Annotated in this window: 21 protein-coding genes; 12 read left to right on the forward strand and 9 right to left on the reverse strand. The window is 54.6% G+C overall.

Going from position 1 to position 24,441, the window contains the following annotated elements; genetic code table 11:
• Positions 1-119: 119 nt before the first annotated feature.
• The 6 genes from galM to modE all read right to left on the reverse strand — a co-directional run bounded on the left by galM (position 120) and on the right by modE (position 6,925).
• Positions 120-1,160, reverse strand: a complete 1,041-nt coding sequence (gene galM, locus OGX81_RS05870) for a galactose-1-epimerase (protein ID WP_286487533.1) — start codon at positions 1,158-1,160, stop codon at positions 120-122.
• The gene (galK, locus tag OGX81_RS05875; RefSeq protein ID WP_047458033.1) at positions 1,154-2,302 is read right to left on the reverse strand and encodes a galactokinase; all 1,149 of its coding nucleotides are present in this window, start codon (positions 2,300-2,302) and stop codon (positions 1,154-1,156) included. The genes galM and galK overlap by 7 nt, the downstream gene beginning before the upstream one ends.
• A gap of 3 nt (positions 2,303-2,305) precedes the next feature.
• Positions 2,306-3,352, reverse strand: a complete 1,047-nt coding sequence (gene galT, locus OGX81_RS05880) for a galactose-1-phosphate uridylyltransferase (RefSeq protein WP_104868901.1) — start codon at positions 3,350-3,352, stop codon at positions 2,306-2,308.
• A 9-nt stretch (positions 3,353-3,361) separates the two neighbouring features.
• Positions 3,362-4,378, reverse strand: a complete 1,017-nt coding sequence (galE, locus tag OGX81_RS05885; protein ID WP_024130520.1) for a UDP-glucose 4-epimerase GalE — start codon at positions 4,376-4,378, stop codon at positions 3,362-3,364.
• A gap of 218 nt (positions 4,379-4,596) precedes the next feature.
• Complete coding sequence (modF, locus tag OGX81_RS05890) at positions 4,597-6,069, reverse strand: molybdate ABC transporter ATP-binding protein ModF (RefSeq protein ID WP_104868900.1); 1,473 nt, start codon at positions 6,067-6,069, stop codon at positions 4,597-4,599.
• Positions 6,070-6,136: 67 nt separating this feature from the next.
• Complete coding sequence (gene modE, locus OGX81_RS05895; RefSeq protein ID WP_012133223.1) at positions 6,137-6,925, reverse strand: molybdenum-dependent transcriptional regulator; 789 nt, start codon at positions 6,923-6,925, stop codon at positions 6,137-6,139.
• A gap of 128 nt (positions 6,926-7,053) precedes the next feature.
• On the opposite strand from modE, the gene OGX81_RS05900 reads away from it, so the two are divergent.
• The 4 genes from OGX81_RS05900 to modC all read left to right on the forward strand — a co-directional run bounded on the left by OGX81_RS05900 (position 7,054) and on the right by modC (position 9,967).
• Positions 7,054-7,203 carry an AcrZ family multidrug efflux pump-associated protein gene (locus OGX81_RS05900; protein ID WP_024130518.1) on the forward strand — a complete coding sequence of 50 codons (150 nt, stop codon included), beginning with the start codon at positions 7,054-7,056 and terminating at the stop codon, positions 7,201-7,203.
• Positions 7,204-7,443: 240 nt separating this feature from the next.
• Entirely contained in the window at positions 7,444-8,217 is a 774-nt protein-coding gene (modA, locus tag OGX81_RS05905; protein ID WP_012133221.1) for a molybdate ABC transporter substrate-binding protein, read from the forward strand.
• Positions 8,217-8,906, forward strand: coding sequence for a molybdate ABC transporter permease subunit (modB, locus tag OGX81_RS05910; RefSeq protein ID WP_012133220.1), 690 nt, complete (start codon positions 8,217-8,219; stop codon positions 8,904-8,906). The genes modA and modB overlap by 1 nt, the downstream gene beginning before the upstream one ends.
• A 2-nt stretch (positions 8,907-8,908) precedes the next feature.
• The gene (gene modC / locus OGX81_RS05915) at positions 8,909-9,967 is read left to right on the forward strand and encodes a molybdenum ABC transporter ATP-binding protein ModC (protein WP_012133219.1); all 1,059 of its coding nucleotides are present in this window, start codon (positions 8,909-8,911) and stop codon (positions 9,965-9,967) included.
• Here the strand turns inward: modC and OGX81_RS05920 are convergent, their stop codons facing one another.
• Complete coding sequence (locus OGX81_RS05920) at positions 9,968-10,786, reverse strand: pyridoxal phosphatase (protein WP_012133218.1); 819 nt, start codon at positions 10,784-10,786, stop codon at positions 9,968-9,970.
• A 163-nt stretch (positions 10,787-10,949) separates the two neighbouring features.
• Between OGX81_RS05920 and pgl the strand changes: the two genes are divergently transcribed.
• The gene (pgl, locus tag OGX81_RS05925) at positions 10,950-11,945 is read left to right on the forward strand and encodes a 6-phosphogluconolactonase (RefSeq protein ID WP_104868899.1); all 996 of its coding nucleotides are present in this window, start codon (positions 10,950-10,952) and stop codon (positions 11,943-11,945) included.
• A gap of 59 nt (positions 11,946-12,004) precedes the next feature.
• Here the strand turns inward: pgl and OGX81_RS05930 are convergent, their stop codons facing one another.
• Positions 12,005-12,943 (reverse strand): LysR family transcriptional regulator, encoded by a 939-nt coding sequence (locus tag OGX81_RS05930; RefSeq protein ID WP_047458020.1) that lies wholly within the window; start codon positions 12,941-12,943, stop codon positions 12,005-12,007.
• 198 nt (positions 12,944-13,141) lie between these two features.
• On the opposite strand from OGX81_RS05930, the gene OGX81_RS05935 reads away from it, so the two are divergent.
• The 3 genes from OGX81_RS05935 (at position 13,142) to OGX81_RS05945 (ending at position 18,058) form a co-directional block, all read left to right on the forward strand.
• On the forward strand, positions 13,142-14,197 hold the full coding sequence (locus tag OGX81_RS05935; RefSeq protein ID WP_104868898.1) for a 4-oxalomesaconate tautomerase: 1,056 nt from the start codon (positions 13,142-13,144) through the stop codon (positions 14,195-14,197).
• 84 nt (positions 14,198-14,281) lie between these two features.
• Positions 14,282-15,715 (forward strand): anion permease, encoded by a 1,434-nt coding sequence (locus OGX81_RS05940; protein ID WP_071259654.1) that lies wholly within the window; start codon positions 14,282-14,284, stop codon positions 15,713-15,715.
• A gap of 84 nt (positions 15,716-15,799) precedes the next feature.
• Positions 15,800-18,058, forward strand: coding sequence for a hydratase (locus OGX81_RS05945; protein WP_104868897.1), 2,259 nt, complete (start codon positions 15,800-15,802; stop codon positions 18,056-18,058).
• A 72-nt stretch (positions 18,059-18,130) separates the two neighbouring features.
• Here the strand turns inward: OGX81_RS05945 and OGX81_RS05950 are convergent, their stop codons facing one another.
• Positions 18,131-19,414, reverse strand: a complete 1,284-nt coding sequence (locus tag OGX81_RS05950; protein ID WP_104868896.1) for a putative acyl-CoA thioester hydrolase — start codon at positions 19,412-19,414, stop codon at positions 18,131-18,133.
• 231 nt (positions 19,415-19,645) lie between these two features.
• Here OGX81_RS05950 and hutI point away from each other — a divergent pair, with 231 nt between their 5' ends.
• The 4 genes from hutI to hutU all read left to right on the forward strand — a co-directional run bounded on the left by hutI (position 19,646) and on the right by hutU (position 24,440).
• Positions 19,646-20,869, forward strand: a complete 1,224-nt coding sequence (gene hutI / locus OGX81_RS05955) for an imidazolonepropionase (RefSeq protein WP_024130514.1) — start codon at positions 19,646-19,648, stop codon at positions 20,867-20,869.
• A complete protein-coding gene (gene hutG / locus OGX81_RS05960; protein WP_012133208.1) occupies positions 20,866-21,807 on the forward strand; it encodes a formimidoylglutamase in 942 nt (313 codons plus the stop codon). The genes hutI and hutG overlap by 4 nt, the downstream gene beginning before the upstream one ends.
• Positions 21,808-21,895: 88 nt before the next feature.
• On the forward strand, positions 21,896-22,615 hold the full coding sequence (locus OGX81_RS05965; RefSeq protein ID WP_012133207.1) for a histidine utilization repressor: 720 nt from the start codon (positions 21,896-21,898) through the stop codon (positions 22,613-22,615).
• 139 nt (positions 22,616-22,754) lie between these two features.
• Positions 22,755-24,440: a urocanate hydratase gene (gene hutU / locus OGX81_RS05970; protein WP_060815870.1), complete on the forward strand. Its 1,686-nt coding sequence runs from the start codon at positions 22,755-22,757 to the stop codon at positions 24,438-24,440.
• The last annotated feature ends 1 nt before the right edge of the window (position 24,441 follow it).

Below are 24,441 nucleotides of genomic sequence, written 5' to 3' on the forward strand. Positions count from 1 at the left end.
CAGTGTAAGGTTCTTGTGAACCCGGAGTTGCGATTTTGTCTTTGAGTGGTGGGGATTTGAGCAAAGCGACGCGCCACAGGCCCGATAGCTGGCACCATCGGGCCTGTTATGGCTCATCGTCAGGCCGGAATAAACTGATATTCCGTCAGGCTGGCGTACTCGTCGCCGGGATGCAACACGCAGTCAGGTTGCGGCCATTCCGGGTGGTTCGGGCTGTCTGGCAGAAATTCGCTTTCCAGCGCCAGGCCTTGCCAGTCGGCATAAGGTTCAGGCCCGCGCGACGGTGTGCCGCCCAGATAGTTGCCGGAATAGAATTGCAGCGCCGGAGCGGAGGTATAAACCTTCATCTGCAATTTCTCATCCTGCGACCACAGATGCGCGGCTGGCTGGCTGGCATCGCCTTTGGTCTGCAATAAAAAGGCGTGATCGTAACCTTTTACCTTGCGCTGATCGTCATCGGCAAGAAACGCGCTGGCGATGGTTTTTGCGTTGCGGAAGTCGAACGAGGTTCCGGCAACGGATTTCAGCCCGTCGCGTGGAATACCGCTTTCATCAACCGGCAGGTACGTATCAGCCAGAATCTGTAGCTTGTGCTGGCGTACGTCTGACTGCTCGCCGTCCAGGTTAAAGTAAACGTGGTTGGTCAGGTTCACCGGGCAGGGCTTATCTACCGTCGCTCGATAGGTAATGGAGATTCGGTTATCGTTGGTGAGACGATACTGCGCGGTAGCGCAGAGATGGCCGGGGAAGCCCTGATCGCCATCGTCAGACGTCAGTGCGAACAGCACCTGACGATCGTTCTGGTTGACTATCTGCCAGCGACGTTTGTCAAAGCCGTCCGGCCCGCCGTGCAGTTGGTTTTCACCCTGGCTCGGCAGCAGGCTGACGGTTTCACCCGTCCAGGTGTAACGGCTGTTGGCAATGCGATTGGCGTAGCGGCCAATCGATGCGCCAAGAAAGGCGGCCTGATCCTGGTAATATTCCGGGCTGGCGCACCCCAGCAACGCTTCACGGACGCTGCCATCGGTTAGCGGGATACGGGCGGAAAGTAGTGTGGCGCCCCAGTCCATCAGCGTGACCACCATCCCTGCATCGTTGCGCAGGGTGAGCAGGCGGTACGGCTGACCATCTGGCGCCAGTGCGGGCGTTTCGTTTAGCACTGTCCGGCTCCTTGTGAGGGTTTGCATACGTAAAACGTTTCTTTGATTCCGGTTTTCGCTTCATACTGCGTGGCCACGGCCTGCTGTACGGCAGGAACCAGCGCTTCCGGGATCAACGCGACGACGCAGCCGCCGAAGCCGCCGCCGGTCATGCGTACGCCGCCTTTATCGCCGATGGTCGCTTTCACAATTTCGACCAGAGTGTCGATCTGCGGGACGGTGATTTCGAAGTCATCGCGCATTGAGGCGTGAGATTCCGCCATCAATTCACCCATGCGTTTCAGGTCGCCTTTCTCCAGCGCGCTGGCGGCTTCAACAGTACGGGCGTTTTCGGTCAGTACGTGGCGAACACGTTTGGCGACAATCGGGTCCAGCTCGCTGGCCACCGCGTTGAACGCCGCAAGGCTGACATCGCGCAACGCCGGTTGCTGGAAGAAACGTGCGCCCGTTTCACACTGCTCGCGGCGGGTATTGTACTCGCTGCCCACCAGCGTACGTTTAAAGTTACTGTTGATGATCACCACCGCCACGCCTTCCGGCATGGAGACCGCTTTCGTACCCAGCGTGCGGCAGTCAATCAGCAGGGCATGATCTTTTTTACCCAGCGCGGAGATCAGCTGATCCATAATGCCGCAGTTGCAGCCGACGAACTGATTCTCCGCTTCCTGGCCGTTGAGCGCGATTTGCGCGCCATCCAGCGGCAGGTGGTACAACTGCTGGAATACGGTGCCGACCGCGACTTCCAGCGACGCAGAAGAACTGAGTCCCGCGCCCTGCGGCACATTGCCGCTGATAACCAGATCTGCGCCGCCAAATGCGTTATTTCGTTTTTGCAGATGCTTTACCACGCCGCGCACGTAGTTTGACCACTGCTGGCTGTCGTGGGTAACGATCGGCGCATCAAGGGAGAATTCATCAACCTGGTTGTCGTAGTCAGCCGCAATCACGCGCACTTTGCGATCGTCACGCGTGGCGCAGCTAATCACCGTCTGGTAGTCGATAGCGCAAGGCAGCACGAAGCCGTCGTTGTAATCGGTGTGCTCGCCGATCAGATTGACGCGACCAGGCGCCTGAATGGTGTGGGTAGCAGGGTAGCCGAAAATTTCTGCAAACAGAGATTGTGTTTTCTCTTTCAGACTCATTATTTAAACTCCTGATTCGCGAAAATGAATGTCGCTGACCGCGCGCAGACGCTCCGCCGCTTGTTCTGCCGTCAGATCGCGCTGGGTCTCCGCCAGCATTTCATAACCGACCATAAATTTACGGACGGTCGCGGAACGCAGCAGCGGTGGATAAAAGTGCGCGTGCAGTTGCCAGTGCCCGTTCTCTTCACCGTTAAACGGCGCGCCGTGCCAGCCCATGGAGTAGGGGAAGGAGCACTGGAACAGGTTGTCATAACGACTGGTCAGCTTTTTCAGCGCCAGCGCCAGGGAGTCGCGCTGATCGTCGGTCAAATCGGTAATGCGCAGCACATGCGCTTTGGGCAGCAGCAGCGTTTCAAACGGCCAGGCCGCCCAGTAAGGCACGACCGCCAGCCAGTGCTCGGTTTCAACCACCGTACGGCTGCCGTCCGCCAGTTCGCGCTGCACATAATCCACCAGCATTGGGGAGTGCTGTTCGGCGAAGTAGGCTTTTTGCAAACGATCTTCACGCTCGGCTTCGTTCGGCAGGAAGCTGTTGGCCCAAATCTGGCCGTGCGGATGCGGGTTGGAGCAGCCCATCGCCGCGCCTTTATTCTCAAAAACCTGCACCCAGGGGTAGGTTTTTCCCAGATCGGCAGTCTGTTCTTGCCAGGTTTTGATGATGTCCGTCAGCGCGGGGAGGCTCAGTTCCGGCAGCGTCTTGCTGTGGTCGGGAGAAAAGCAGATCACGCGGCTGGTGCCGCGGGCGCTCTGGCAACGCATCAACGGGTCATGGCTGTCCGGCGCGTCCGGGGTGTCAGACATCAGCGCGGCAAAGTCATTTGTAAAGACATAGGTGCCGGTGTAATCCGGGTTTTTATCTCCGGTTACCCGCGTATTGCCCGCGCACAGGAAGCAGTCCGGGTCATGGGCGGGAAGCGCCTGCTGAGATGGCGTTTCCTGCGCCCCCTGCCAGGGGCGCTTTGCGCGATGCGGTGAAACCAGAATCCACTGTCCGGTTAGCGGGTTAAAACGGCGATGTGGATGATCGACAGGATTAAATTGCGTCATGACATGTCCTTAGTCTGGATATCCCTGCGGATGGCGTGACTGCCAACGCCAGGTGTCCTGTGCCATTTCGTCAAGTGTGCGGGTTACGCGCCAGTCCAGTTCGCGGTCGGCTTTGCTGGCGTCCGCCCAGTAGGCCGGAAGGTCGCCTTCACGGCGTGGGGCAAAATGATAAGCAACGGGTTTACCGCAGGCTTTGCTGAAGGCGTTAACCACATCCAGCACGCTGTTGCCAACACCGGCGCCAAGGTTGTAAATATGCACGCCTTGTTTGCCAGCCAGTTTTTCCATCGCGGTTACGTGGCCGTCGGCAAGATCCATCACATGGATGTAATCGCGCACGCCGGTGCCGTCTTCGGTAGGGTAGTCGTTGCCAAAGACCGCGAGCGATTCGCGACGGCCAACGGCGACCTGGGCTATGTACGGCATCAGGTTGTTAGGAATGCCCTGCGGATCTTCGCCCATATCACCTGACGGATGCGCGCCGACCGGGTTGAAGTAGCGCAGCAGGGCGATGCTCCAGTCCGGCTGCGCTTTTTGTAGGTCGGTCAGGATCTGTTCGACCATCAGTTTACTTTTGCCATATGGGCTCTGCGGCGTGCCGGTCGGGAAGCTTTCGACATAAGGAATTTTGGGCTGATCGCCGTAGACGGTGGCGGAGGAGCTGAAGATGAAGTTTTTGACATTGGCGGCGCGCATGGCGCTGATTAAACGCAGCGTACCGTTGACGTTGTTGTCATAGTATTCCAGCGGTTTGGCGACAGATTCGCCCACGGCTTTCAGACCGGCAAAGTGAATGACGGCGTCAATCGCGTGGTCATGCAGAATTTCAGTCATCAGCGCTTCGTTACGAATATCGCCTTCAACGAAAGTTGGGTGCTTACCACTTAATCGCTCGATAACAGGCAGTACGCTGCGCTTACTGTTGCAGAGGTTATCAAGGATGATGACATCGTGACCGTTTTTCAGTAACTGTACACAAGTATGACTTCCAATGTAACCGCTACCACCGGTGACCAGTACTCTCATAATTCGCTCCGTTAAGCCTATAGTATGGAATAACCATAGCATAACAAAGATGCGAAAAGTGTGACATGGAATATATTAGTGGAATCGTTTACACTTCGGTTTTTTCACCCGCCGGCGACTGTTATTTAATGATAAATCATATGCTTTAAGAATGATTGCGCCTTTTATCTGAAAAAGCAGTGAAAAAAGGGGCGTGGTCGCACGCCCCCAGTGAACCGCTAACGCAGCGTCGTCTGTTGATAGCGGTAACTCTCGCCTTCCGGTACAAACTCCAGCCGATGGGTAATGCAGCCTGGGGCGTCTTCCGCGTGATGGGAGACAAACAGCAACTGCGTTTCTCCCTCGCTAATCAGTACATCGACAAAGCGGCGAACGAGTTGACGATTCAGCGGGTCCAGGCCTTGTAATGGCTCGTCAAGAATCAGCAGCGTAGGGTGTTTGACCAGCGCACGGGCAATCAGCGCCAGCCGTTGTTGCCCCCAGGACAGGCTGTGGAAAGGCGCATCCGCAGTGCGTTTGTCCATTCCCAGAATATCCAGCCATTGCTGCGCCAGCTTGTGTTGTCTGTCGGAAACCGCCTGGTAGATGCCAATCGAGTCAAAGTAACCGGAGAGAATGACATTACGCACCGTGGTGCTGACGCGGTAATCCAGATGCAGGTTACTGCTGACATAGCCGATATGTTTTTTGATATCCCAGATTGTTTCACCACTCCCGCGACGGCGGCCAAACAGCGTCAGGTCGTTGCTGTATCCCTGCGGATGGTCGCCGGTGATTAAACTTAGCAGGGTGGATTTTCCCGCGCCGTTAGGCCCGACAATCTGCCAGTGTTCACCAGGATTCACCTGCCAGCTCAGATGCTTAAGGATAGGGCGGTCGTTATAGGAGACGACGCCATCGTTGAGAATAATGCGCGCCGCGCCGTCCGGCAGGGCGTGACGGGCAGAAGGCTCATCCGGCTCGGGCAACTGTACGCCTTCCAGTCGTTCGCTATGCGCGAGTTGGGCAATCAGCGCCCGCTGGAGCAAATCCGCTTTTTCCCCCGTTTCCGTTAACGTGCAGTCGGCAAGGACTCCCGCATACTGAACGAATTCGGGGATCTCATCGAAGCGGTTTAACACCAGCACCAGCGTGTAGCCCGACTGGTGCAGCGTGGCGAGAAGATTCGCCAGTTGCTGGCGGGAGGCGACATCCAGCCCGTCAAACGGCTCATCGAGGATTAATAAATCCGGCTCTGACATCAGCGCCTGACAAAGCAGCGTTTTGCGCGTTTCGCCCGTAGAAAGGTATTTAAAACGTCTGTCGAGCAGAGAAGAAATGCCAAACTGCTGCGCCAGTTCGGCACAGCGGGCGGGATTGCTCACCTCATCCTGAATGATTTCTGCCGTAGTTCGTCCGGTGTCGTCTTCGCCAGGGCTGAGCAGGTCGGTGTTATTGCGCTGCCATTCATCGCTGACCAGTTTTTGCAACTGTTCGAATGAGAGGCGGGTGACGCGCGCGAACTGAGACTGGCGCTCGCCTTTCAGTAGCGTCAGTTCTCCCGCCAGCGCGCGGGCCAGCGCCGATTTCCCGCTTCCATTGGTGCCGACAAAAGCCCAGCTATCCCCCGCCTGCAACGTCAGCGCACTTAACTGAAGCGTTTTTGTGTCGCTCAGGCGAAACGTACCTTGCGAAATATGCAATGATGACATTTTGTATCCCATTTTTTGCAGCGATGAATGACAGGGATACGTGTTCAAAGAACAGATGTCAATGCACTTAGCACAACGTAGCGATAATCACTCTGTCAGCATTAAAATATGCCGTCACGTTAGCACCTTCTTCCAGCGTGGCGGTCTCTTCAACGGGCAGGGTGGCGCATAACGTCTGGCCGTCAGGTAATGTCATGAGAACTTCGCACTGCTCGGCGCCGCGTTCAATATGACTGATGGTTCCCTGAAGCTGGTTGTCGGCAGCCCGGGCAATCGCCTCGTCCTGGGTAATGCCAACCCACGGCGCTTTCAGCAGGATCAGGACTTCTTTACCTTCATCAAGGCCAAGACGCTCGCCGCTTTGCGCAGTGATGGCGACCTTCAGTCGCGTTTCGCCGTCGGCCAGCAGCACATCGACATGCTGTTGAACCTGATCGTGATCGCGTGCGGTAATGGTGCCGAACCACTGGTTACGGGCGCTGGTTTGCAAAGAGAAACGGGAAATGGCGGCCAGCAGGCTGTCGAGCGGCAGGGCGTCGTCGTCGCTCAGCACGTCGAACGCTTTTTGCTGAATCTGGGCGAGCAAATCGTAAAGCTGGATCAGGCGCTGACCGTAGCGAGTCAGTATCGCGCCGCCGCCGCCTTTGCCGCCCGTTGCGCGCTCGACGAGCGTCTGCTCGCTGAGTTGGTTCATCTCGTTAATGGCATCCCAGGCGCTTTTGTAGCTGATGCCCGCATCTTTCGCCCCCTGGCTGATGGAGCCGGAAAGCGCGATATGCTTGAGCAGCGAAATGCGGCGGGGGTCCGCAAACAATTTTTGTTGAAGTTTGAGTGTAAGGAGGATTTCGGCCTGCATAACAAGATCCTGGCAAAAGGGTTATTGTGACGGAAAACCGCTTCCGCGCAAAGTCGACCGCACAAAAGGGGAGTGCTTTTCTCATTTATGCAGTTAGAATATCAAAAGAATCCTATCTGGAGTTGACCATGTTAGAGTTATTGAAAAGTCTGGTATTCGCCGTAGTCATGGTTCCGGTGGTCATGGCCATCATTCTGGGGCTGATTTACGGTCTGGGTGAAGTGTTCAACATTTTCTCCGGTATCGGTCAGAAAGACCAGTCCAGACAGAACCATTGATTTTTAAACGCCCGCTCAGTCGGGCGTTTTACTTTCTTCGACTTTCAGGCCGCATTTTTGTTGGCTGTGCCTGTGAGTCTCAGCGCAACCCGAAATCCATTGGGTAGCGCCCCTCAAGATCCTGCTTTTCCTGCCGATATTTTCTTTGCGTAACCTCAATTGGGTATCAATAACTTCTGGGAAAAACCTTATTTTCTCGCTATATTTGCGCCTACATAACGACACTCAAAGGAGTTACAGATGGCACGTACATGGTTACGCCTGTTTGCTGGGGCAACATTATCTCTGACTGTTGCCGGACATGCGCTGGCGGATGAAGGGAAAATCACCGTATTCGCGGCGGCTTCGCTGACCAACGCAATGCAGGATATTGCGGTTGAATACAAAAAAGAGAAGAACGTTGACGTTGTCTCTTCATTTGCCTCTTCTTCTACGCTGGCTCGCCAGATTGAAGCGGGAGCGCCAGCGGATCTGTTTATCTCTGCTGACCAGAAATGGATGGACTACGCGGTAGACAAAAAAGCGATTGATACCGCAACGCGTGAAACGCTGCTTGGCAACAGCCTGGTTGTGGTCGCGCCAAAAGCCAGTGAACAGAAAGACATCACCATCGACAGCAAAACCAACTGGACGACTCTGCTGAATGGCGGTCGTCTGGCGGTGGGCGACCCGGAACACGTTCCGGCTGGCATTTATGCAAAAGAAGCGCTGCAAAAACTGGGCGCATGGGATACCCTGGCGCCGAAACTGGCTCCTGCGGAAGACGTGCGTGGCGCACTGGCGCTGGTGGAGCGTAGCGAAGCGCCGCTGGGCATCGTTTACGGTTCTGATGCCGTTGCCAGCAAAGGCGTGAAAGTGGTTGGCACGTTCCCGGAAGATTCCCATAAGAAAGTGGAATACCCGATCGCGATTGTTGATGGACACAAAAACGCAACGGTCAGCGCGTTCTATGACTACCTGAAAGGACCGCAGGCTTCCGAAATATTTAAACGTTATGGATTTACGACGAAGTAATGATACTGACTGATCCAGAATGGCAGGCCGTTCTACTGAGCCTGAAAGTTTCTTCCCTGGCCGTGTTGTTTAGTCTGCCGTTTGGGATCTTTTTTGCCTGGTTACTTGTGCGATGCAAGTTTCCAGGCAAAGCGTTGCTCGACAGCGTACTGCATCTGCCGCTGGTTTTACCGCCCGTGGTGGTCGGTTATCTGCTGCTTATCGCGATGGGCCGACGCGGATTTATTGGTCAGTGGCTTTATGACTGGTTCGGCATTACCTTTGCCTTTAGCTGGCGAGGCGCCGTGCTGGCGGCGGCGGTGATGTCTTTCCCGTTAATGGTTCGCGCTATTCGTCTGGCGCTTGAAGGGGTTGACATTAAGCTGGAGCAGGCCGCCAGAACGCTGGGCGCAGGACGCTGGCGTGTTTTCCTCACCATTACGCTACCGCTGACATTGCCTGGCATCATCGTCGGGACCGTGCTGGCGTTTGCCCGTTCGCTCGGCGAGTTCGGCGCTACCATCACTTTCGTGTCTAACATTCCGGGTGAAACCCGCACCATTCCTTCCGCGATGTATACCCTGATCCAGACCCCTGGCGGCGAAAGCGCGGCGGCGAGATTGTGCATTATTTCTATTGTGCTGGCGCTGATCTCATTGTTGATTTCGGAATGGCTGGCGCGTATCAGCCGTGAGCGCGCGGGGAGATAAACATGCTGGAACTCAATTTCTCCCAGACGCTGGGCACCCACTGTCTGACGCTCAACGAAACGCTACCTGCCAATGGGATCACCGCTATTTTTGGCGTTTCCGGCGCCGGGAAAACATCGCTGATCAATGCCATCAGCGGACTGACGCGCCCGCAAAAAGGGCGCATTGTGCTCAATGGTCGCGTGCTTAATGATGTTGAAAATGGCATCTGCCTGACGCCGGAAAAACGACGCGTCGGTTATGTGTTCCAGGATGCCCGACTGTTTCCGCATTACAAAGTGCGCGGCAATCTGCGCTATGGCATGGCGAAAAGCATGGCCGGACAGTTCGACAAGCTGGTGGATCTGCTCGGTATCGAACCTTTGCTGGAGCGTTTGCCTGGCAGCCTTTCCGGCGGGGAAAAACAGCGTGTGGCGATTGGCCGCGCGTTGCTGACCGCGCCGGAGCTACTGTTGCTTGATGAGCCGCTGGCTTCGCTGGATATTCCGCGCAAACGCGAACTGCTGCCGTATCTGCAACGCCTGGCGCGCGAAATTAATATCCCCCTGCTGTACGTCAGCCACTCGCTGGACGAGATTTTACATCTGGCGGACAGAGTCATGGTGCTGGAAAACGGGCAGGTGAAAGCGTTTGGTGCGCTGGAAGAGGTCTGGGGCAGCAGTGTGATGCACCCGTGGCTGCCGAAAGAGCAGCAGAGCAGCATCCTGAAAGTGAGCGTGCTGGAGCATCATCCGCATTATGCAATGACCGCGCTGGCGCTGGGCGATCAGCACCTGTGGGTCAACAAACTGGAAGAGCCGCTGCAAACCGTGCTGCGTATTCGTATTCAGGCCTCGGACGTGTCGCTGGTATTACAGCCACCGATGCAAACCAGTATCCGTAATATCCTGCGGGCAAAAGTGGCAAACTGTTATGACGATAACGGGCAGGTGGAAGTCCAGCTTGAAGTCGGCGGGAAAACGCTGTGGGCGAGAATCAGCCCGTGGGCCAGGGATGAGCTGGGCATCAAACCTGGCCTGTGGCTGTACGCGCAAATCAAGAGTGTTTCAATTACCGCCTGATTACAGTAGGTGGGTATAAATAAACTTCGCAATGCTGTCCGTGGTGTTATCGCCGATCACGATATTCGCCCGCGTTTTCACCGCGTCGTCAGCATTGCCCATCGCGACGCCGGTGCCTGCCGCTTCCAGCATACTGATATCATTGTAGTTATCGCCAAACGCCACCACATTCTCCATCGACCAACCCTGTGCTTCAATCCACTGGGTAAGGCGCTTCCCCTTGCTGTTCCCTTTACGCGCGATATCCACCTGATCGTGCCAGGACCATTCGCACTCCAGACCCAGCTGATGCTCAACCTGTTGCACGAACTGTTGCAGTTTTGGCAGATTTTCATCGGTCAGCGCGAATTTCCAGACGGCGTTGACGTCGCGTGCCGACTGCGCCAGCGACGGCACCTGAGTAAAGGTCGGACGCTGTTCCGGCGGCAGCGTCTGCGCCCAGTTAGCGGTACGGATCACATGGCCGGTCGGGCGTTCATAAACCATTGCGTCATCAACGTACATCAGACCGTGAATCTGATGCGCATCCAGCAGATCAATCAATTGCAATGCCTGATCGACAGGCAGCGGATCGGCCTCAAGAACATTTTTTGCTTGATAATCATACAAGTAAGTGCCGTTACAGCAAATTGCAGGTGTATCCAGCGCCAGTGCCTGATAAAAAGGATGAATCGCAACGTGATGACGGCCAGTGACGATGATAAGTTGGTAGCCTGCCTCTCTGGCGCGAGAAAGCGCCTCAAGCGAGGAGGGGAGCAATGTTTTTTTCGGCGTCAGTAAGGTGCCGTCTAAATCCAGGGCAATCACACGAGCGGTCATAGGGAGTTCCAGATTAAGGTTGAGAATTTTGCCTGCGGGAATGGTACACCGAGACGGTTGGCCGGACAAAATTCTGAGCGTTAATTCAGCATTCACCGTTAAAAGCGTCTACGTTAAGCTGTATTCCGCAATTGCAGACAGTTGCCATAAGGAAGGAGTAGTCATGAAGCAAACCGTTTATACCGCCAGCCCTGAGAGCCAGCAAATTCACGTCTGGAGCCTGAATCATGACGGCTCGCTGAAGCTGGTGCAGGTGGTTGATGTGCCGGGGCAGGTTCAGCCGATGGTGGTCAGCCCTGATAAGCGCTATCTCTATGTTGGCGTCCGTCCTGAGTTCCGCGTGCTGGCTTACCGTATTGCGCCGGATGACGGCGCGCTGACCTTCGCGGCGGAGTCCGCTCTGCCGGGTAGCCCAACCCATATCTCTACCGATCATCAGGGCCGTTTTGTGTTTGTTGGCTCGTACAATGCCGGTAACGTCAGCGTGACCCGTCTGGATGATGGCCTGCCGGCTGGCGTGGTGGATGTCGTTGAAGGGCTGGAAGGGTGCCACTCAGCGAATATCTCGCCGGATAACCAGACGCTGTGGGTGCCTGCGCTGAAGCAGGATCGCATTTGCCTGTTTACGCTCAGCGACGACGGCAAACTGGTCGCCCAGGAACCGGCGGAAGTCACCACCGTTGAAGGGGCCGGGCCGCGCCATATGGCGTTCCACCCGAACCAGCAATATGCCTACTGCGTGAATGAACTGAACAGCTCTGTTGATGTCTGGGAGCTGAAAGATCCGCACGGCAATATTGAATGCGTGCAGACGCTGGATATGATGCCTGCTGATTTTTCTGACACGCGTTGGGCGGCGGATATCCATATTACGCCGGATGGCCGTCATCTGTATGCCTGCGACCGTACCGCCAGCCTGATTACCGTTTTTAGCGTTTCTGAAGACGGCAGCGTACTGACGAAAGAGGGCTTCCAGCCGACTGAAACGCAGCCGCGCGGCTTTAACGTCGATCATAGCGGTAAGTACCTGATTGCCGCCGGGCAGAAGTCACACCATATTGCGGTGTATGCCATTGCCGGTGAGCAGGGGCTGCTGACGGAGAAAGGCCGTTATGCGGTAGGCCAGGGGCCAATGTGGGTCGTGGTTAACGCGTATTAATATTCCGTGACGTTGTGCCCGGTGGCGCTCGCTTACCGGGCCGTCGGCCGGATACGGCGTTATTGTTGCCGCTGTGGTTCAGCAAAAGGCGTCCACAGCGTGTCTTTATCATCAGCCCAGACATTTAAAAGTAGAGAGAAAAAACGCTCTGCCGGAGGAGAGAGAACGGCGTCTTTGCGCCGGATAATCCCTAACGTGCGTCTGATAACGGGTTCGATCAACGGGATTCCGATAAGCGTGGGATGCACTGTCTGAGGCATTGCCAGCCCCGGCAGCGCAGAAATACCCAGCCCGGCCTCAACCAGGCCAAGCGAGGTCGATAAATGACGAACCTCGTAAAACCAGTCCAGCTTCCAGGGTTTATCCGCCAGATTGTGCTCAATAAGCAGCCTGTTACCGCTGGATGACCGCACGCCAATCAATTTGTAGCCCACCAACTCCTGCCATTCGACCAGTTGCTTACTGGCTAAGGGATGGTTTCGTCGACAGGCCAGAACAAACGGTTCATTCACCAGCGGGGTGAAGTCAATAGCAGAATTTGTGATGCTGTTCATATTTATGCCGAAATCAGCTTCGTTACCCAACACCGATTCCATGCAGTTGTTCGTACCTTTTTCAAGAATTCGTATTTTGATATTGGGGTACAACTCATTAAATTTTCCGATAGCAAGGGGTAGAAAATAGAAAACAGCGGTCGGAATACAGGACAATGTGATCGTGCCGTGGTGATAAGCATTCATTTCGCGAACATTAAAAAGAGCTTCATCCAATTTTCTTATTAATTCTCTGGCTTCCGGTAACAGCATCCTCCCCGCTTTTGTTAATTCTACTTTACGTGTTGTTCTCTCAAAAAGCAGGGTATGTAAATCATCTTCCATCTTTTTTATTCTGCGAGTTAATGCAGGTTGCGTAATGTTAAGTAATTTAGCGGCTTTGTTAAATGATCCTGCCTCTGCCAGTGTGACAAATGCCTTCATACTTGATAATTCGTGTTTCATCATAACTCCAGAAAATAGAATCCAGGGATTCCCTGATTTGCTGCCCCAGGAGAGAAAAACGTAGTTTATATGTAAATTATCCGTCTTGATTAATGCAAATAAATTATCAATCATAAATTTAAAGTCATTAGCCTCTCTATTCTGCGCGTGCAACCATGTCCTCATTAACGCTAATGTTTTTTAATTGAGGGCAATGTTATGAAAAAAATTCCCTGCACGTTGATGCGAGGGGGAACATCCAGAGGGGCGTTTTTATTAGCAGAACACCTTCCTGAGGAGAGACAGCGGCGCGATGCCATATTGATGGCAATTATGGGATCGGGGAATGAACTGGAAATAGATGGCATTGGCGGCGGTAATCCGTTGACCAGTAAAGTAGCCATTATCCGTCGTTCGGATGACTCAAAAGCAGATATCGACTATTTATTTGCTCAGGTTCTGGTACATGAACACCGCGTTGATACCACGCCGAACTGTGGAAATATGCTTTCCGCGGTAGGCGCATTTGCGATTGAACATGGCTTAATTGAGACTACGCCGCCCGTCACGCGCGTGCGTATACGTAATGTAAATACAAATACGTATATCGAAGCGGACGTGCAGACGCCGGACGGCGCCGTTGAGTACGAAGGCCAGGCAAAAATCGATGGCGTACCGGGAACGGCCGCGCCCGTGGCACTCACGTTTTTGAACGCTGCTGGCGCCAAAACCGGGCAAATTTTTCCGACCGGTCATCGTGTCGATCATTTTAATTCCGTTGCCGTCACCTGTATTGATATGGCGATGCCGGTGGTTATTATCGCTGCCGAAGATGTCGGTAAAACGGGTTATGAATCCCCTGCGGAACTTGATGCCGATACTGAATTATTGCGCCGCATTGAATCCATCCGTTTGCAGGCGGGTAAAGCGATGGGGTTAGGCGACGTCAGCAATATGGTTATTCCTAAACCGGTGCTTATTTCCCCGGCCAGACGGGGCGGGACGATCAATGTGCGCTATTTTATGCCGCACTCCTGCCATAAGGCGCTGGCGATTACTGGTGCTATCGCGCTTGCCAGTAGTTGTGCGACAGAAGGGACGGTCGCACACCGGATGACGCAATTGACGGACTATGGCGATATAAATATCGAACACCCGGGCGGGTGCCTTGATATTCATTTAACAAATGAAGGTAATGAGCCTTCTTCAATACGTGCTTCTGTTATTCGCACAGCAAGAAAGATTTTTGCAGGTGAAGTTTATATTCCTGAATGATGTTGATCTCATTTCGCTGTGATTAAGGAAAATTAAACAATGCCTTTTCTGTATAACGAATACAGATAAATCAGGGTGCAAAAAATGAATAAAAAATCCATATGGAAGCTAATTATTATATTAGCGATCCCGTGTATTATTGGCTTAATTCCCGCGCCAGCCGGTCTGAGTGAACTCGCCTGGGTTCTCTTTGGCATCTATCTTGCGGCAATCGTGGGGCTGGTGATAAAACCGTTTCCCGAACCCGTTGTATTATTGATTGCCGTCGCGGCATCGATGGTCGTGGTCGGAAATTTAAGTGAAGGGGCGTTTAAAACGACCAGCGTGCTCAGCGGTTATGCCTCTGGAACGACGTGGCTGGTATTTTCTGCGTTTACGTTAAGCGCCGCGTTTGTCACTACTGGCCTTGGCAAACGCATTGCGTATATTCTGATTGGTAAGATTGGGAATACCACGCTGGGGCTGGGTTACGTCACGGTTTTTCTCGATCTGGTTCTCTCTCCGGCAACGCCGTCAAACACGGCGCGCGCAGGCGGCATTGTTTTACCTATTATCAACAGTGTGGCCGTCGCGCTGGGTTCTGAGCCTGAAAAAAGCCCCCGTCGTGTCGGTCATTACTTAATGATGTCCGTGTATATGGTCACGAAAACGACCAGTTATATGTTTTTTACCGCAATGGCAGGGAACATACTGGCGCTGAAAATGATCAACGATATTTGCCATCTGCAATTAAGCTGGGGAGGATGGGCGCTGGCAGCAATGGTGCCGGGTATCATTATGTTGCTGGTGACGCCGCTGGTGATTTATACCATGTACCCGCCGGAAATTAAAAAGGTTGATAATAAGACGATCGCGAAAGCCGGGCTTCAGGATCTCGGGCCAATGAAAGGCCGTGAGAAATTACTGCTGGGTATTTTTGTCCTCGCGCTGTCAGGCTGGATTTTCAGTAAACAGCTTGGCGTGGATGAATCAACCGTTGCGATTGTGGTGATGGGCGCGATGTTGCTACTGGGCGTGGTGAGCTGGGATGATGTCGTTAAAAATAAGGGCGGCTGGAATACATTAATCTGGTACGGCGGTATCATTGGCTTAAGCTCTTTATTATCGAAAGTGAAGTTTTTTGACTGGCTGGCTGAACTGTTTAAAAACAATCTCTCTTTTGATAATCATGGTAACGTGGCGTTCTTCGTCATTTTGTTCCTGAGTATTATTGTCCGTTATTTCTTTGCCTCCGGTAGCGCTTATATTGTGGCGATGATGCCGGTATTCGCCATGCTGGCGAATGTCTCTGGCGCGCCATTAATGCTAACCGCGCTGGCCTTATTATTCTCCAACTCTTATGGCGGAATGGTCACGCACTATGGCGGTGCCGCTGGCCCGGTTATTTTCGGGGTCGGTTATAACGATATTAAGTCCTGGTGGCTCGTCGGCGCGGTTCTGACCATTTTAACGTTCCTGGTACATATCACGGTTGGTATCTGGTGGTGGAACATGTTGATTGACTGGAACATGCTGTAATCAACCGTCAGCGTTCATTTTTATTATTAATGACATTGTCTGTTGTCCGTGCATGGAAACATGCACGGCAATGTGGAGTAATGAATGATTAAGTTATATGACAAAGGGATTTATCTCTCTGGTAACAATGAGATAATTGCAGAAGAACAGTATTGCGGTAATGTACAAAAAGAGGAAGCCAAAAAAGGCACCATAGCATGGTCCATTCTTGCGTCTCATAATACGTCAGGAAATATGGATAAACTTAAAATCAAGTTTGATTCGTTAACCTCCCACGATATTACCTATGTAGGCATAATTCAGACCGTGAAAGCGTCCGGGATGGCGCGTTTTCCATTACCTTATGTTCTCACAAACTGTCATAACTCATTATGCGCCGTTGGTGGAACCATTAATGGCGATGATCATCTTTTTGGACTCTCCGCCGCGCAGCGCTATGGCGGTATTTATGTGCCGCCCCATATTGCGGTCATCCACCAATATATGCGCGAGATGATGGCGGGCGGTGGAAAAATGATTTTAGGCTCAGACAGCCACACGCGCTATGGCGCGCTGGGGACGATGGCCGTAGGGGAGGGCGGAGGTGAACTCGTCAAACAACTGTTGAATGATAGCTGGGATATCGATTATCCGGGCGTCGTGGCGGTATATCTGACGGGAAAACTGGCGCCAGGCGTTGGCCCGCAGGATGTGGCGTTAGCCATCATTGGCGCCGTATTTAAAAATGGCTATGTCAAAAATAAGGTCATGGAATTTGTGGGGCCGGGCATTAGCGCAATGTCCACGGACTTCCGTAACAGTGTTGATGTCATGACCACGGAGACGACCTGCCTGAGTTCGGTGTGGCAAACGGATGATGAAACCCGTAGCTGGCTGGCGTTACATGGCCGTGAACCGGACTATCGACAGCTGAATCCGCAGCCAATGGCCTGGTACGATGGCTGTATTTATGTTGATTTGAGCACAATTAATCCGATGATCGCGCTACCTTTCCATCCGAGCAATGTGTATGAAATCGACACGTTAAATGAGAATTTGACGGATATTCTGCACCAGGTAGAAATTGAGTCTGCGCGCATTGCCCGTGGGAAAGCCAAAATCTCACTGCTGGATAAAGTTGAGAAGGGAAAATTAAAGGTTCAGCAGGGAATTATTGCCGGATGCTCAGGCGGTAACTATGAGAACGTCATTGCGGCGGCGAATGCGTTGCGTGGAAAATCGTGTGGTAACGAGACGTTCTCACTCGCGGTTTACCCCTCTTCACAGCCTGTATTTATGGATCTGGCGAAAAAAGGCGTGGTGGCCGATTTAACTGGCGCGGGCGCAATCATCAGAACCGCTTTCTGCGGCCCATGCTTTGGCGCTGGCGATACGCCCGTTAACAACGGGCTGAGCATTCGCCACACCACCCGTAACTTCCCGAACCGTGAAGGTTCGAAACCGGGTAATGGTCAAATGTCCGCGGTTGCGCTGATGGATGCGCGTTCTATTGCGGCGACGGCAATAAATGGGGGCTATCTGACCTCCGCCGCTGAACTGGACTGCTGGGAAAACGTTCCTGACTATGCGTTTGATCCCACTCCGTACAAAAACCGTGTCTATCAGGGTTTTGTTAAAGGGGCGACGCAGCAATCGCTCATCTATGGCCCGAATATTAAAGACTGGCCGGCGCTGGGGGCGCTGACGGAAAATATTCTGCTCAAGGTGGCGTCAAAAATTCTTGATGAAGTCACAACGACGGATGAGCTGATCCCGTCCGGGGAGACCTCGTCTTTCCGCTCAAACCCGGTTGGTCTGGCGGAGTTCACCCTGTCACGTCGCGATCCAGGCTATGTTGGCCGAAGCAAAGCAATCGCGACGCTGGAAAAACAGCGTCTGGCAGGCGGGGTGAGTGAGCTGGAGCCGGTCTTTGCCCGTATTCGCACGATTGCGGGCCAGGAAACCACCGATCCGTTAGCCACCGGGATTGGCAGCATGATTTATGCCGTTAAGCCGGGAGACGGTTCCGCGCGTGAACAGGCGGCAAGCTGTCAGCGCGTGATTGGCGGTCTGGCGAATATTGCCCAGGAGTATGCGACGAAACGCTACCGTTCGAATGTGATCAACTGGGGAATGTTGCCGCTGCAAATGGCGGGTGAGCCTGGGTTTGACGTCGGGGATTATATTTACATTCCTGGCGTCCGTACGGCGCTGGATCAATGCGCAACCACCTTAAAAGGCTATGTGATTCATGACGATGAAATCACGGAAATCAGTCTGTATCTGGAAAGCCTGACCGCCGAGGAACGTGAAATTATCAAAGCGGGAAGTCTGATTAATTTCAATAAAAACCGTCAGATGTAAAAAAAGGTCGTCACGCCCGGCGTGACGACCTTTTCTCTTTTATCCGGCCTGAAGAATAATCGTCAGCAGATATTATTGCTTCGGTTCGGCAACCACTTTACTGCCTAAACCCCGGTTGTTGTATTCCCACATCCGGTTAAAGTTCGTGTCGTTCAGGTTACGCTGTACCTCGTCTTTATCATCCTTCGCGCCAGTATTCCCGGCAAAAGGACGTTTGGAGATAACGGCGTCAGCCCACGGTTTCGCCATATTGAACCCTTCGTTAATCACGCTATCGCGGATAACGACCTGACCGTTGGTGTTGGCATCCACATCCAGCGAACGACCCAGTTGCGCGACGCCATCACCTGCGGCGGTAAAGCGGCTGTTGGTGGCGAGGAAACCGTAATAAATATTCGACAGCGTTGCCGGAGCGAAAACATACGCTTCCTGCTGGGTACGGGAGTTCACCACACGGAAATCGGTGTTATCGAACACCACTGCGCCGCGACCGGAAACCATATCCACATCCCCTTCAATGTAACTGTTCGTCACCAGCGTGCGTGGTTGGCGATCGTTTTGCAGGCGGTTCTGCACGCCGCTGTTGGTCACGAAGAAGGTATTCTGGCGACCCAGAATGTTCACTTTATTAATCTGCACTTTGTCGCCGTCAGTGCGTAAGGCCACTGCCGGATGGTTGCCGGCGTCAACGCTGTCACCGAGATTGTTTTCGATGGTCAGATTTTGTAACTGCAAGCCGTCATTCTGTGACCAGACTACCGCAGAACACATCACGCCAATGCTGGCGCCGCGTTTGCTCTGGCAGTTATCAAACATATACCACGCAGGTTTGCCCGGCATGTATTTACCGCCCGGGTTCACTGAACGACGCCAGTCGGTCGTGCTCATTTCGCCGTCAATCGCCTGGCCGATTTTCACATCAATCGCGTTCTCGCCCGTGCCGTACAGCGTCAGGCTGCCAGGCGCCGCCGGGATATACACGGTTCCCTGATACTCGCCCGGCATAATGGCGATGTACAGACGCTTGCTGCTGCGCTGCGTAATTGCCGCATCCACCGCCGCCTGAATGGTGGTGTGCGTCACGCCAGGCGTGCCAGCCGGGCCGACAACGAAGTCAGGTTGCGCAGGCAGCGTAATGGCGGAAGGCGTCCACGGCGCCGTATTCGGCGTCAGTGACGAGAAATAGTGTGCAGCAACGAAATTATGCGCTTCGTTCGCCGACAGGATCGGACGCGAGGAGGTGCCTGGCGCGGTCTGATCGGATGGGATTTGATCGGGCGGCGTAGAGCTACAGGCGGTCAGCGTCACGCCAAAAGCCAGTGCCAGCGCCAGACGGGAAACCGAAAATGTGTTCACAGGTTGCTCCGGGCTTTGAAAGTTAAATTAATTCCATTGAAGCCTGCTTTTTTATACTAAGTTGAGCGAAACGGGAAGGTGAAAAGGTAAAAAGTTCTTTTTTAGACGCCGCACACCCGACGTTCCAGGCAAGTACATCACAAATAAATAACATTCATGGCCTGTAAGATTGACAACCCCGGCAGAATAAAAAATAAATGTATAGACAACCCATGACAAGTGATGAACCCAATGGCGCAACTTTTACCTGATGACACGATCTGGCGGAATGGCCGACTGGCGACGATGGACCCTGAACGCGGTAGCCCTTATGGGATGGTGGACGATCATGCGCTTGTCGTCCGCCAGGGCCGGATACTGGATATTGTGCCTGCGTCGTCGCTCAACGCCGCGCACCGCAATACCGTGGATCTGCAAGGCCGACTGGTCACGCCCGGATTGATTGACTGTCACACCCACCTGATTTTTGGCGGCACGCGCGCCGGGGAGTGGGAGCAGCGGCTTAACGGCGTGTCGTACCAGCAGATCAGCGCGCAGGGCGGCGGTATCAACGCGACCGTCGCCGCGACCCGGACGGCTTCTGAAGATGAACTTTTAGCCGTTGCGCGTGCGCGGATGGCGCGATTGCTGCAAGAAGGCGTTACGTTGCTGGAGGTGAAATCCGGCTATGGCCTGAATTTCGCCACGGAAGAGAAAATGTTGCGCGTTGCCGCTGCGCTGGCGCATGAAAACAGGGTGGAAATCAGTCCTACCCTGCTGGCGGCACATGCGACGCCAGCAGAATACCGCGACGATCCCGACGGCTATATCACGCTAGTTTGCGAAAGTATTCTGCCCGGATTATGGGCAAAAGGGCTGTTTGAGTCGGTGGATCTTTTCTGTGAAAGCGTGGGGTTTAACCTGGCGCAGAGTGAGCGGGTATTTCAGGCTGCTCAGGCGTTGGGCATTCCGGTAAAAGGGCACGTTGAGCAGCTCTCCTTGCTGGGGGGCGCACAACTGGTGAGTCGTTATCAGGGGTTATCCGCCGACCATATTGAGTATCTGGATGAGGCTGGCGTGGCGGCGATGAGTCGCAGCGGCACCGTGGGCGTTCTGCTGCCGGGGGCGTTTTATTTCCTCAAAGAGACGCAGCGCCCGCCGGTGGCGTTGCTCCGCCACTATGGCGTGCCAATGGCGGTTGCAACGGACTTTAACCCCGGCACTAGTCCGTTTATCAGTTTGCATCTGGCGATGAACATGGCCTGCGTACAGTTTGGCTTAACGCCGGAAGAGGCGTGGGCGGGCGTGACGCGGCATGCTGCGCGCGCGCTGGGTCGGCAGACGACGCATGGGCAATTGAAAGCGGGATATGTCGCTGACTTTGCCGTATGGGACGCTGAGCTTCCGGTTGAAATCCTTTATGAACCGGGGCGTAACCCGCTCTGTCACCGTGTATTCAGAGGAGAAGTAACATGACGCAATGGCAACCCGCATCTCCCACGCTCTGGCAGGGGCGTGATGACAGCGCCGAGGCGGCTAACGCGCTGCGTCTCTTTCAGACGGTTACGCGCAGCCCGACGTTTTCTCCCGAAATGTATCGTGAAAAAATCGCCTTGCTCGGCTTTGCCTGTGACGAAGGCGTGAAGCGAAACCAGGGGCGGCCTGGCGCCGCTGGCGCGCCGGATGCCCTGCGCCGGGCGCTGGCGAACCTGGCCTCTCACCACGGCCACGATCGGCTGGTGGATTTAGGTAACATTATTGCGCAAGCTCCCGATCTGGAAGGCGCGCAGCAGGCGCTTCGCGATGCGGTACGGCGCTGCCAGCAGGCGGATATGCGCACGTTTGTGCTAGGCGGCGGACATGAAACGGCGTTTGGGCATGGCGCGGGACTGCTCGATGCGTTCCCGCATGCCAGAGTCGGCATTATTAATCTTGATGCGCATCTGGATCTGCGTCGGGCTGACCACGCCACCTCCGGTACGCCGTTTCGCCAGTTGGCGCAATTATGCGATGAACAACAGCGTGAGTTTCATTACGCCTGTTTTGGCGTCAGTCGGGCGGCAAATACGCAGGCGTTATGGGATGAGGCGCAACAACGCGGAGTGACAATCGTAGAAGACGTGGATTGTGATACCGCTCAGGCGCCGTTGGCGCAGGTTATCGACAGCGTGGATAAGATCTACCTGACCATCGATCTTGATGTGCTGCCCGCCTGGGAGATGCCCGCAGTGTCTGCGCCCGCAGCGCTCGGTGTGCCGTTGGCGACGGTGATGCGGCTTGTTGATGCCGTTTGTCGCAGCGGTAAGCTACAGGCGGTGGATATGGTTGAATTTAATCCGCGCTTTGACGATGATGGCAACGCAGCGCGTGTTGCGGCACGCCTCGGCTGGCAAATCGCACACGGGTGGCGTTAATCGCGATGTTTGTCCGGCACAAAATCGCGTTACAGGCCGGATAATGCCATCCGGCAAATAAAATCATACGCTTAAGGAAGGCTTACGCATGCTCCCATCCCGTTCTGCTCCTGTGCCTTTCTATGAAAAGGTCAAACAGACGATCAGCGACAACATCGCCAGCGGCGTCTGGCGCCCGCATGACCGTATTCCCTCGGAAGCGGAACTGGTGGCGCAATTTGGCTTCAGCCGGATGACAATCAACCGGGCGTTGCGGGAATTAACGGATGAAGGGCTGCTGGTGCGTTTACAGGGCGTTGGCACATTTGTGGCGGAACCGAAAGGGCAGTCCGCACTGTTTGAAATTCGCAGCATTGCCGATGAAATCGCCGCCCGTCACCATCAGCACCGCTGTGAGGTGCTGACGCTGGAACAGACGCAGGCGAATGCGCTTCAGGCCACGGCCCTGAATGTGCGTGAAGGCACGCTGATTTTTCATTCGGTGATGGTGCACTATGAAAACGATCTGCCGGTGCAGATTGAGGATCGCTGTGTGAATGCCGGCGTTGTACCGGATTATCTGGCGCAGGATTACAGTCAGACCACGCCTCATGCATACCTGTCGCTGATCGCCCCGCTAACGGAAGGGGAGCACATTGTGGAAGCCGTGCGCGCCACGGCGGAAGAGTGCGCGCTGCTGAACATTAAGGAGCACGATCCCTGCCTGTTAATTCATCGGCGCACCTGGTCTGCGTCGCACATTGTTTCTCACGCTCGCCTGCTTTTTCCCGGTTCTCGCTACCGGTTGCAGGGCCATTTTATGTCCTGAATGACGGCGCGATAAAAAGCGTGATTGCTGACGCAATATAACAAAAATGTATCTCAGTTGTTAAAATCAGCCTTGCGACAAGTTGTATAGACAAGTATATGTTACTTATCTGTCCGATCATCGTAAGGAGTCTGGTGTCATGCCTCAAAGCAAGTATCGTCAGCAGGATATCCGCGCCCCGAGGGGAACAACCCTGACGGCAAAAAGCTGGTTAACCGAAGCGCCGCTGCGCATGTTAATGAACAACCTCGATCCCGATGTTGCCGAGAATCCGCATGAACTGGTGGTTTATGGCGGCATTGGCCGCGCAGCGCGCGACTGGGAGTGCTATGACGCCATCATCAATGCGCTGACCAAACTGGAGGCCGATGAAACCCTGCTGGTGCAGTCCGGTAAACCGGTCGGCGTGTTTAAGACCCACGAAAACGCGCCGCGTGTCCTGATCGCTAACTCCAACCTGGTGCCGCACTGGGCGACCTGGGAACATTTCAATGAGCTGGACGCCAAAGGGCTGGCGATGTACGGCCAGATGACCGCCGGAAGCTGGATCTACATCGGCAGTCAGGGCATCGTGCAGGGTACCTATGAAACCTTCGTTGAAGCAGGACGGCAGCACTATCAGGGGAATTTGTCCGGGCGCTGGGTGCTGACCGCCGGGCTTGGCGGTATGGGCGGCGCACAGCCGCTGGCCGCGACGCTGGCGGGGGCGTGCTCGCTGAATATCGAATGCCAGCAAAGCCGTATCGATTTCCGTCTGCGTACCCGCTACGTCGATGAACAGGCCACCTCGCTGGACGACGCGCTGGCGCGAATTGAAAAATATACCCGCGAAGGTAAAGCCGTCTCCGTTGCGCTGTGCGCCAACGCGGCGGACGTCGTGCCGGAACTGGTAAAACGCGGCGTTCGCCCGGATCTGGTGACCGACCAGACCAGCGCGCACGATCCGCTGCACGGTTATCTGCCCTCTGGCTGGTGTTGGGAGGAGTATCAGGCGAAAGCGGCGTCAGATCCACAGGGCACGGTACAGGCGGCGAAACGCTCAATGGCGAAGCACGTACAGGCGATGCTGGCGTTCAGTGAAATGGGCGTCCCGACCTTCGATTACGGCAACAATATCCGCCAGATGGCGAAAGAGATGGGCGTAGAGAACGCCTTTGATTTTCCTGGGTTCGTTCCGGCCTATATCCGCCCGCTTTTTTGTCGGGGGATCGGCCCATTCCGTTGGGTGGCGCTTTCCGGCGATCCAGAAGATATTTATAAAACCGATGCCAAAGTCAAAGAGATTGTGGCGGATGACAAACATCTGCATCACTGGCTGGATATGGCGCGCGAACGTATTAACTTCCAGGGCTTACCGGCGCGTATTTGCTGGGTGGGGCTGGCGTGGCGGCAAAAACTGGGTCTGGCGTTTAACGAAATGGTACGCCGTGGAGAGGTCTCCGCGCCGATCGTCATTGGCCGCGATCATCTGGATTCCGGCTCCGTCGCCAGTCCAAACCGGGAGACGGAAGCGATGCGCGACGGCTCTGATGCGGTATCCGACTGGCCGTTACTGAACGCGCTGCTCAATACCGCCAGCGGTGCGACCTGGGTTTCGCTGCATCATGGCGGCGGCGTCGGCATGGGGTTCTCGCAACATGCCGGAATGGTGATTGTCTGCGACGGCACCGACGAGGCGGCAGCGCGTATCGCCAGAGTGTTGCATAACGATCCGGCGACAGGCGTGATGCGTCATGCTGACGCCGGGTATGAGATTGCGGTTGAATGCGCCGCAGAACAAGGGCTGAACTTGCCGATGATCGCGGCTACTCAAGGAAAACGCTGAT

It is taken from the genome of Citrobacter sp. CK206 (genome assembly GCF_030333125.1).
Classification (GTDB): domain Bacteria; phylum Pseudomonadota; class Gammaproteobacteria; order Enterobacterales; family Enterobacteriaceae; genus Citrobacter_B; species Citrobacter_B koseri.

Coding starts and splice junctions, on each gene's coding strand:
- OGX81_RS05940 (WP_071259654.1), top strand. CDS start 14,282: ATGAATAAAAAATCCATATGGAAGCTAATTATTATATTAGCGATCCCG.
- hutI (WP_024130514.1), top strand. CDS start 19,646: ATGGCGCAACTTTTACCTGATGACACGATCTGGCGGAATGGCCGACTG.
- modB (WP_012133220.1), top strand. CDS start 8,217: ATGATACTGACTGATCCAGAATGGCAGGCCGTTCTACTGAGCCTGAAA.
- hutU (WP_060815870.1), top strand. CDS start 22,755: ATGCCTCAAAGCAAGTATCGTCAGCAGGATATCCGCGCCCCGAGGGGA.
- modE (WP_012133223.1), bottom strand. CDS start 6,925: ATGCAGGCCGAAATCCTCCTTACACTCAAACTTCAACAAAAATTGTTT.
- OGX81_RS05945 (WP_104868897.1), top strand. CDS start 15,800: ATGATTAAGTTATATGACAAAGGGATTTATCTCTCTGGTAACAATGAG.
- galK (WP_047458033.1), bottom strand. CDS start 2,302: ATGAGTCTGAAAGAGAAAACACAATCTCTGTTTGCAGAAATTTTCGGC.
- modF (WP_104868900.1), bottom strand. CDS start 6,069: ATGTCATCATTGCATATTTCGCAAGGTACGTTTCGCCTGAGCGACACA.
- galT (WP_104868901.1), bottom strand. CDS start 3,352: ATGACGCAATTTAATCCTGTCGATCATCCACATCGCCGTTTTAACCCG.
- pgl (WP_104868899.1), top strand. CDS start 10,950: ATGAAGCAAACCGTTTATACCGCCAGCCCTGAGAGCCAGCAAATTCAC.
- OGX81_RS05920 (WP_012133218.1), bottom strand. CDS start 10,786: ATGACCGCTCGTGTGATTGCCCTGGATTTAGACGGCACCTTACTGACG.
- OGX81_RS05965 (WP_012133207.1), top strand. CDS start 21,896: ATGCTCCCATCCCGTTCTGCTCCTGTGCCTTTCTATGAAAAGGTCAAA.
- OGX81_RS05900 (WP_024130518.1), top strand. CDS start 7,054: ATGTTAGAGTTATTGAAAAGTCTGGTATTCGCCGTAGTCATGGTTCCG.
- OGX81_RS05935 (WP_104868898.1), top strand. CDS start 13,142: ATGAAAAAAATTCCCTGCACGTTGATGCGAGGGGGAACATCCAGAGGG.
- galE (WP_024130520.1), bottom strand. CDS start 4,378: ATGAGAGTACTGGTCACCGGTGGTAGCGGTTACATTGGAAGTCATACT.
- modA (WP_012133221.1), top strand. CDS start 7,444: ATGGCACGTACATGGTTACGCCTGTTTGCTGGGGCAACATTATCTCTG.
- hutG (WP_012133208.1), top strand. CDS start 20,866: ATGACGCAATGGCAACCCGCATCTCCCACGCTCTGGCAGGGGCGTGAT.
- OGX81_RS05930 (WP_047458020.1), bottom strand. CDS start 12,943: ATGAAACACGAATTATCAAGTATGAAGGCATTTGTCACACTGGCAGAG.
- modC (WP_012133219.1), top strand. CDS start 8,909: ATGCTGGAACTCAATTTCTCCCAGACGCTGGGCACCCACTGTCTGACG.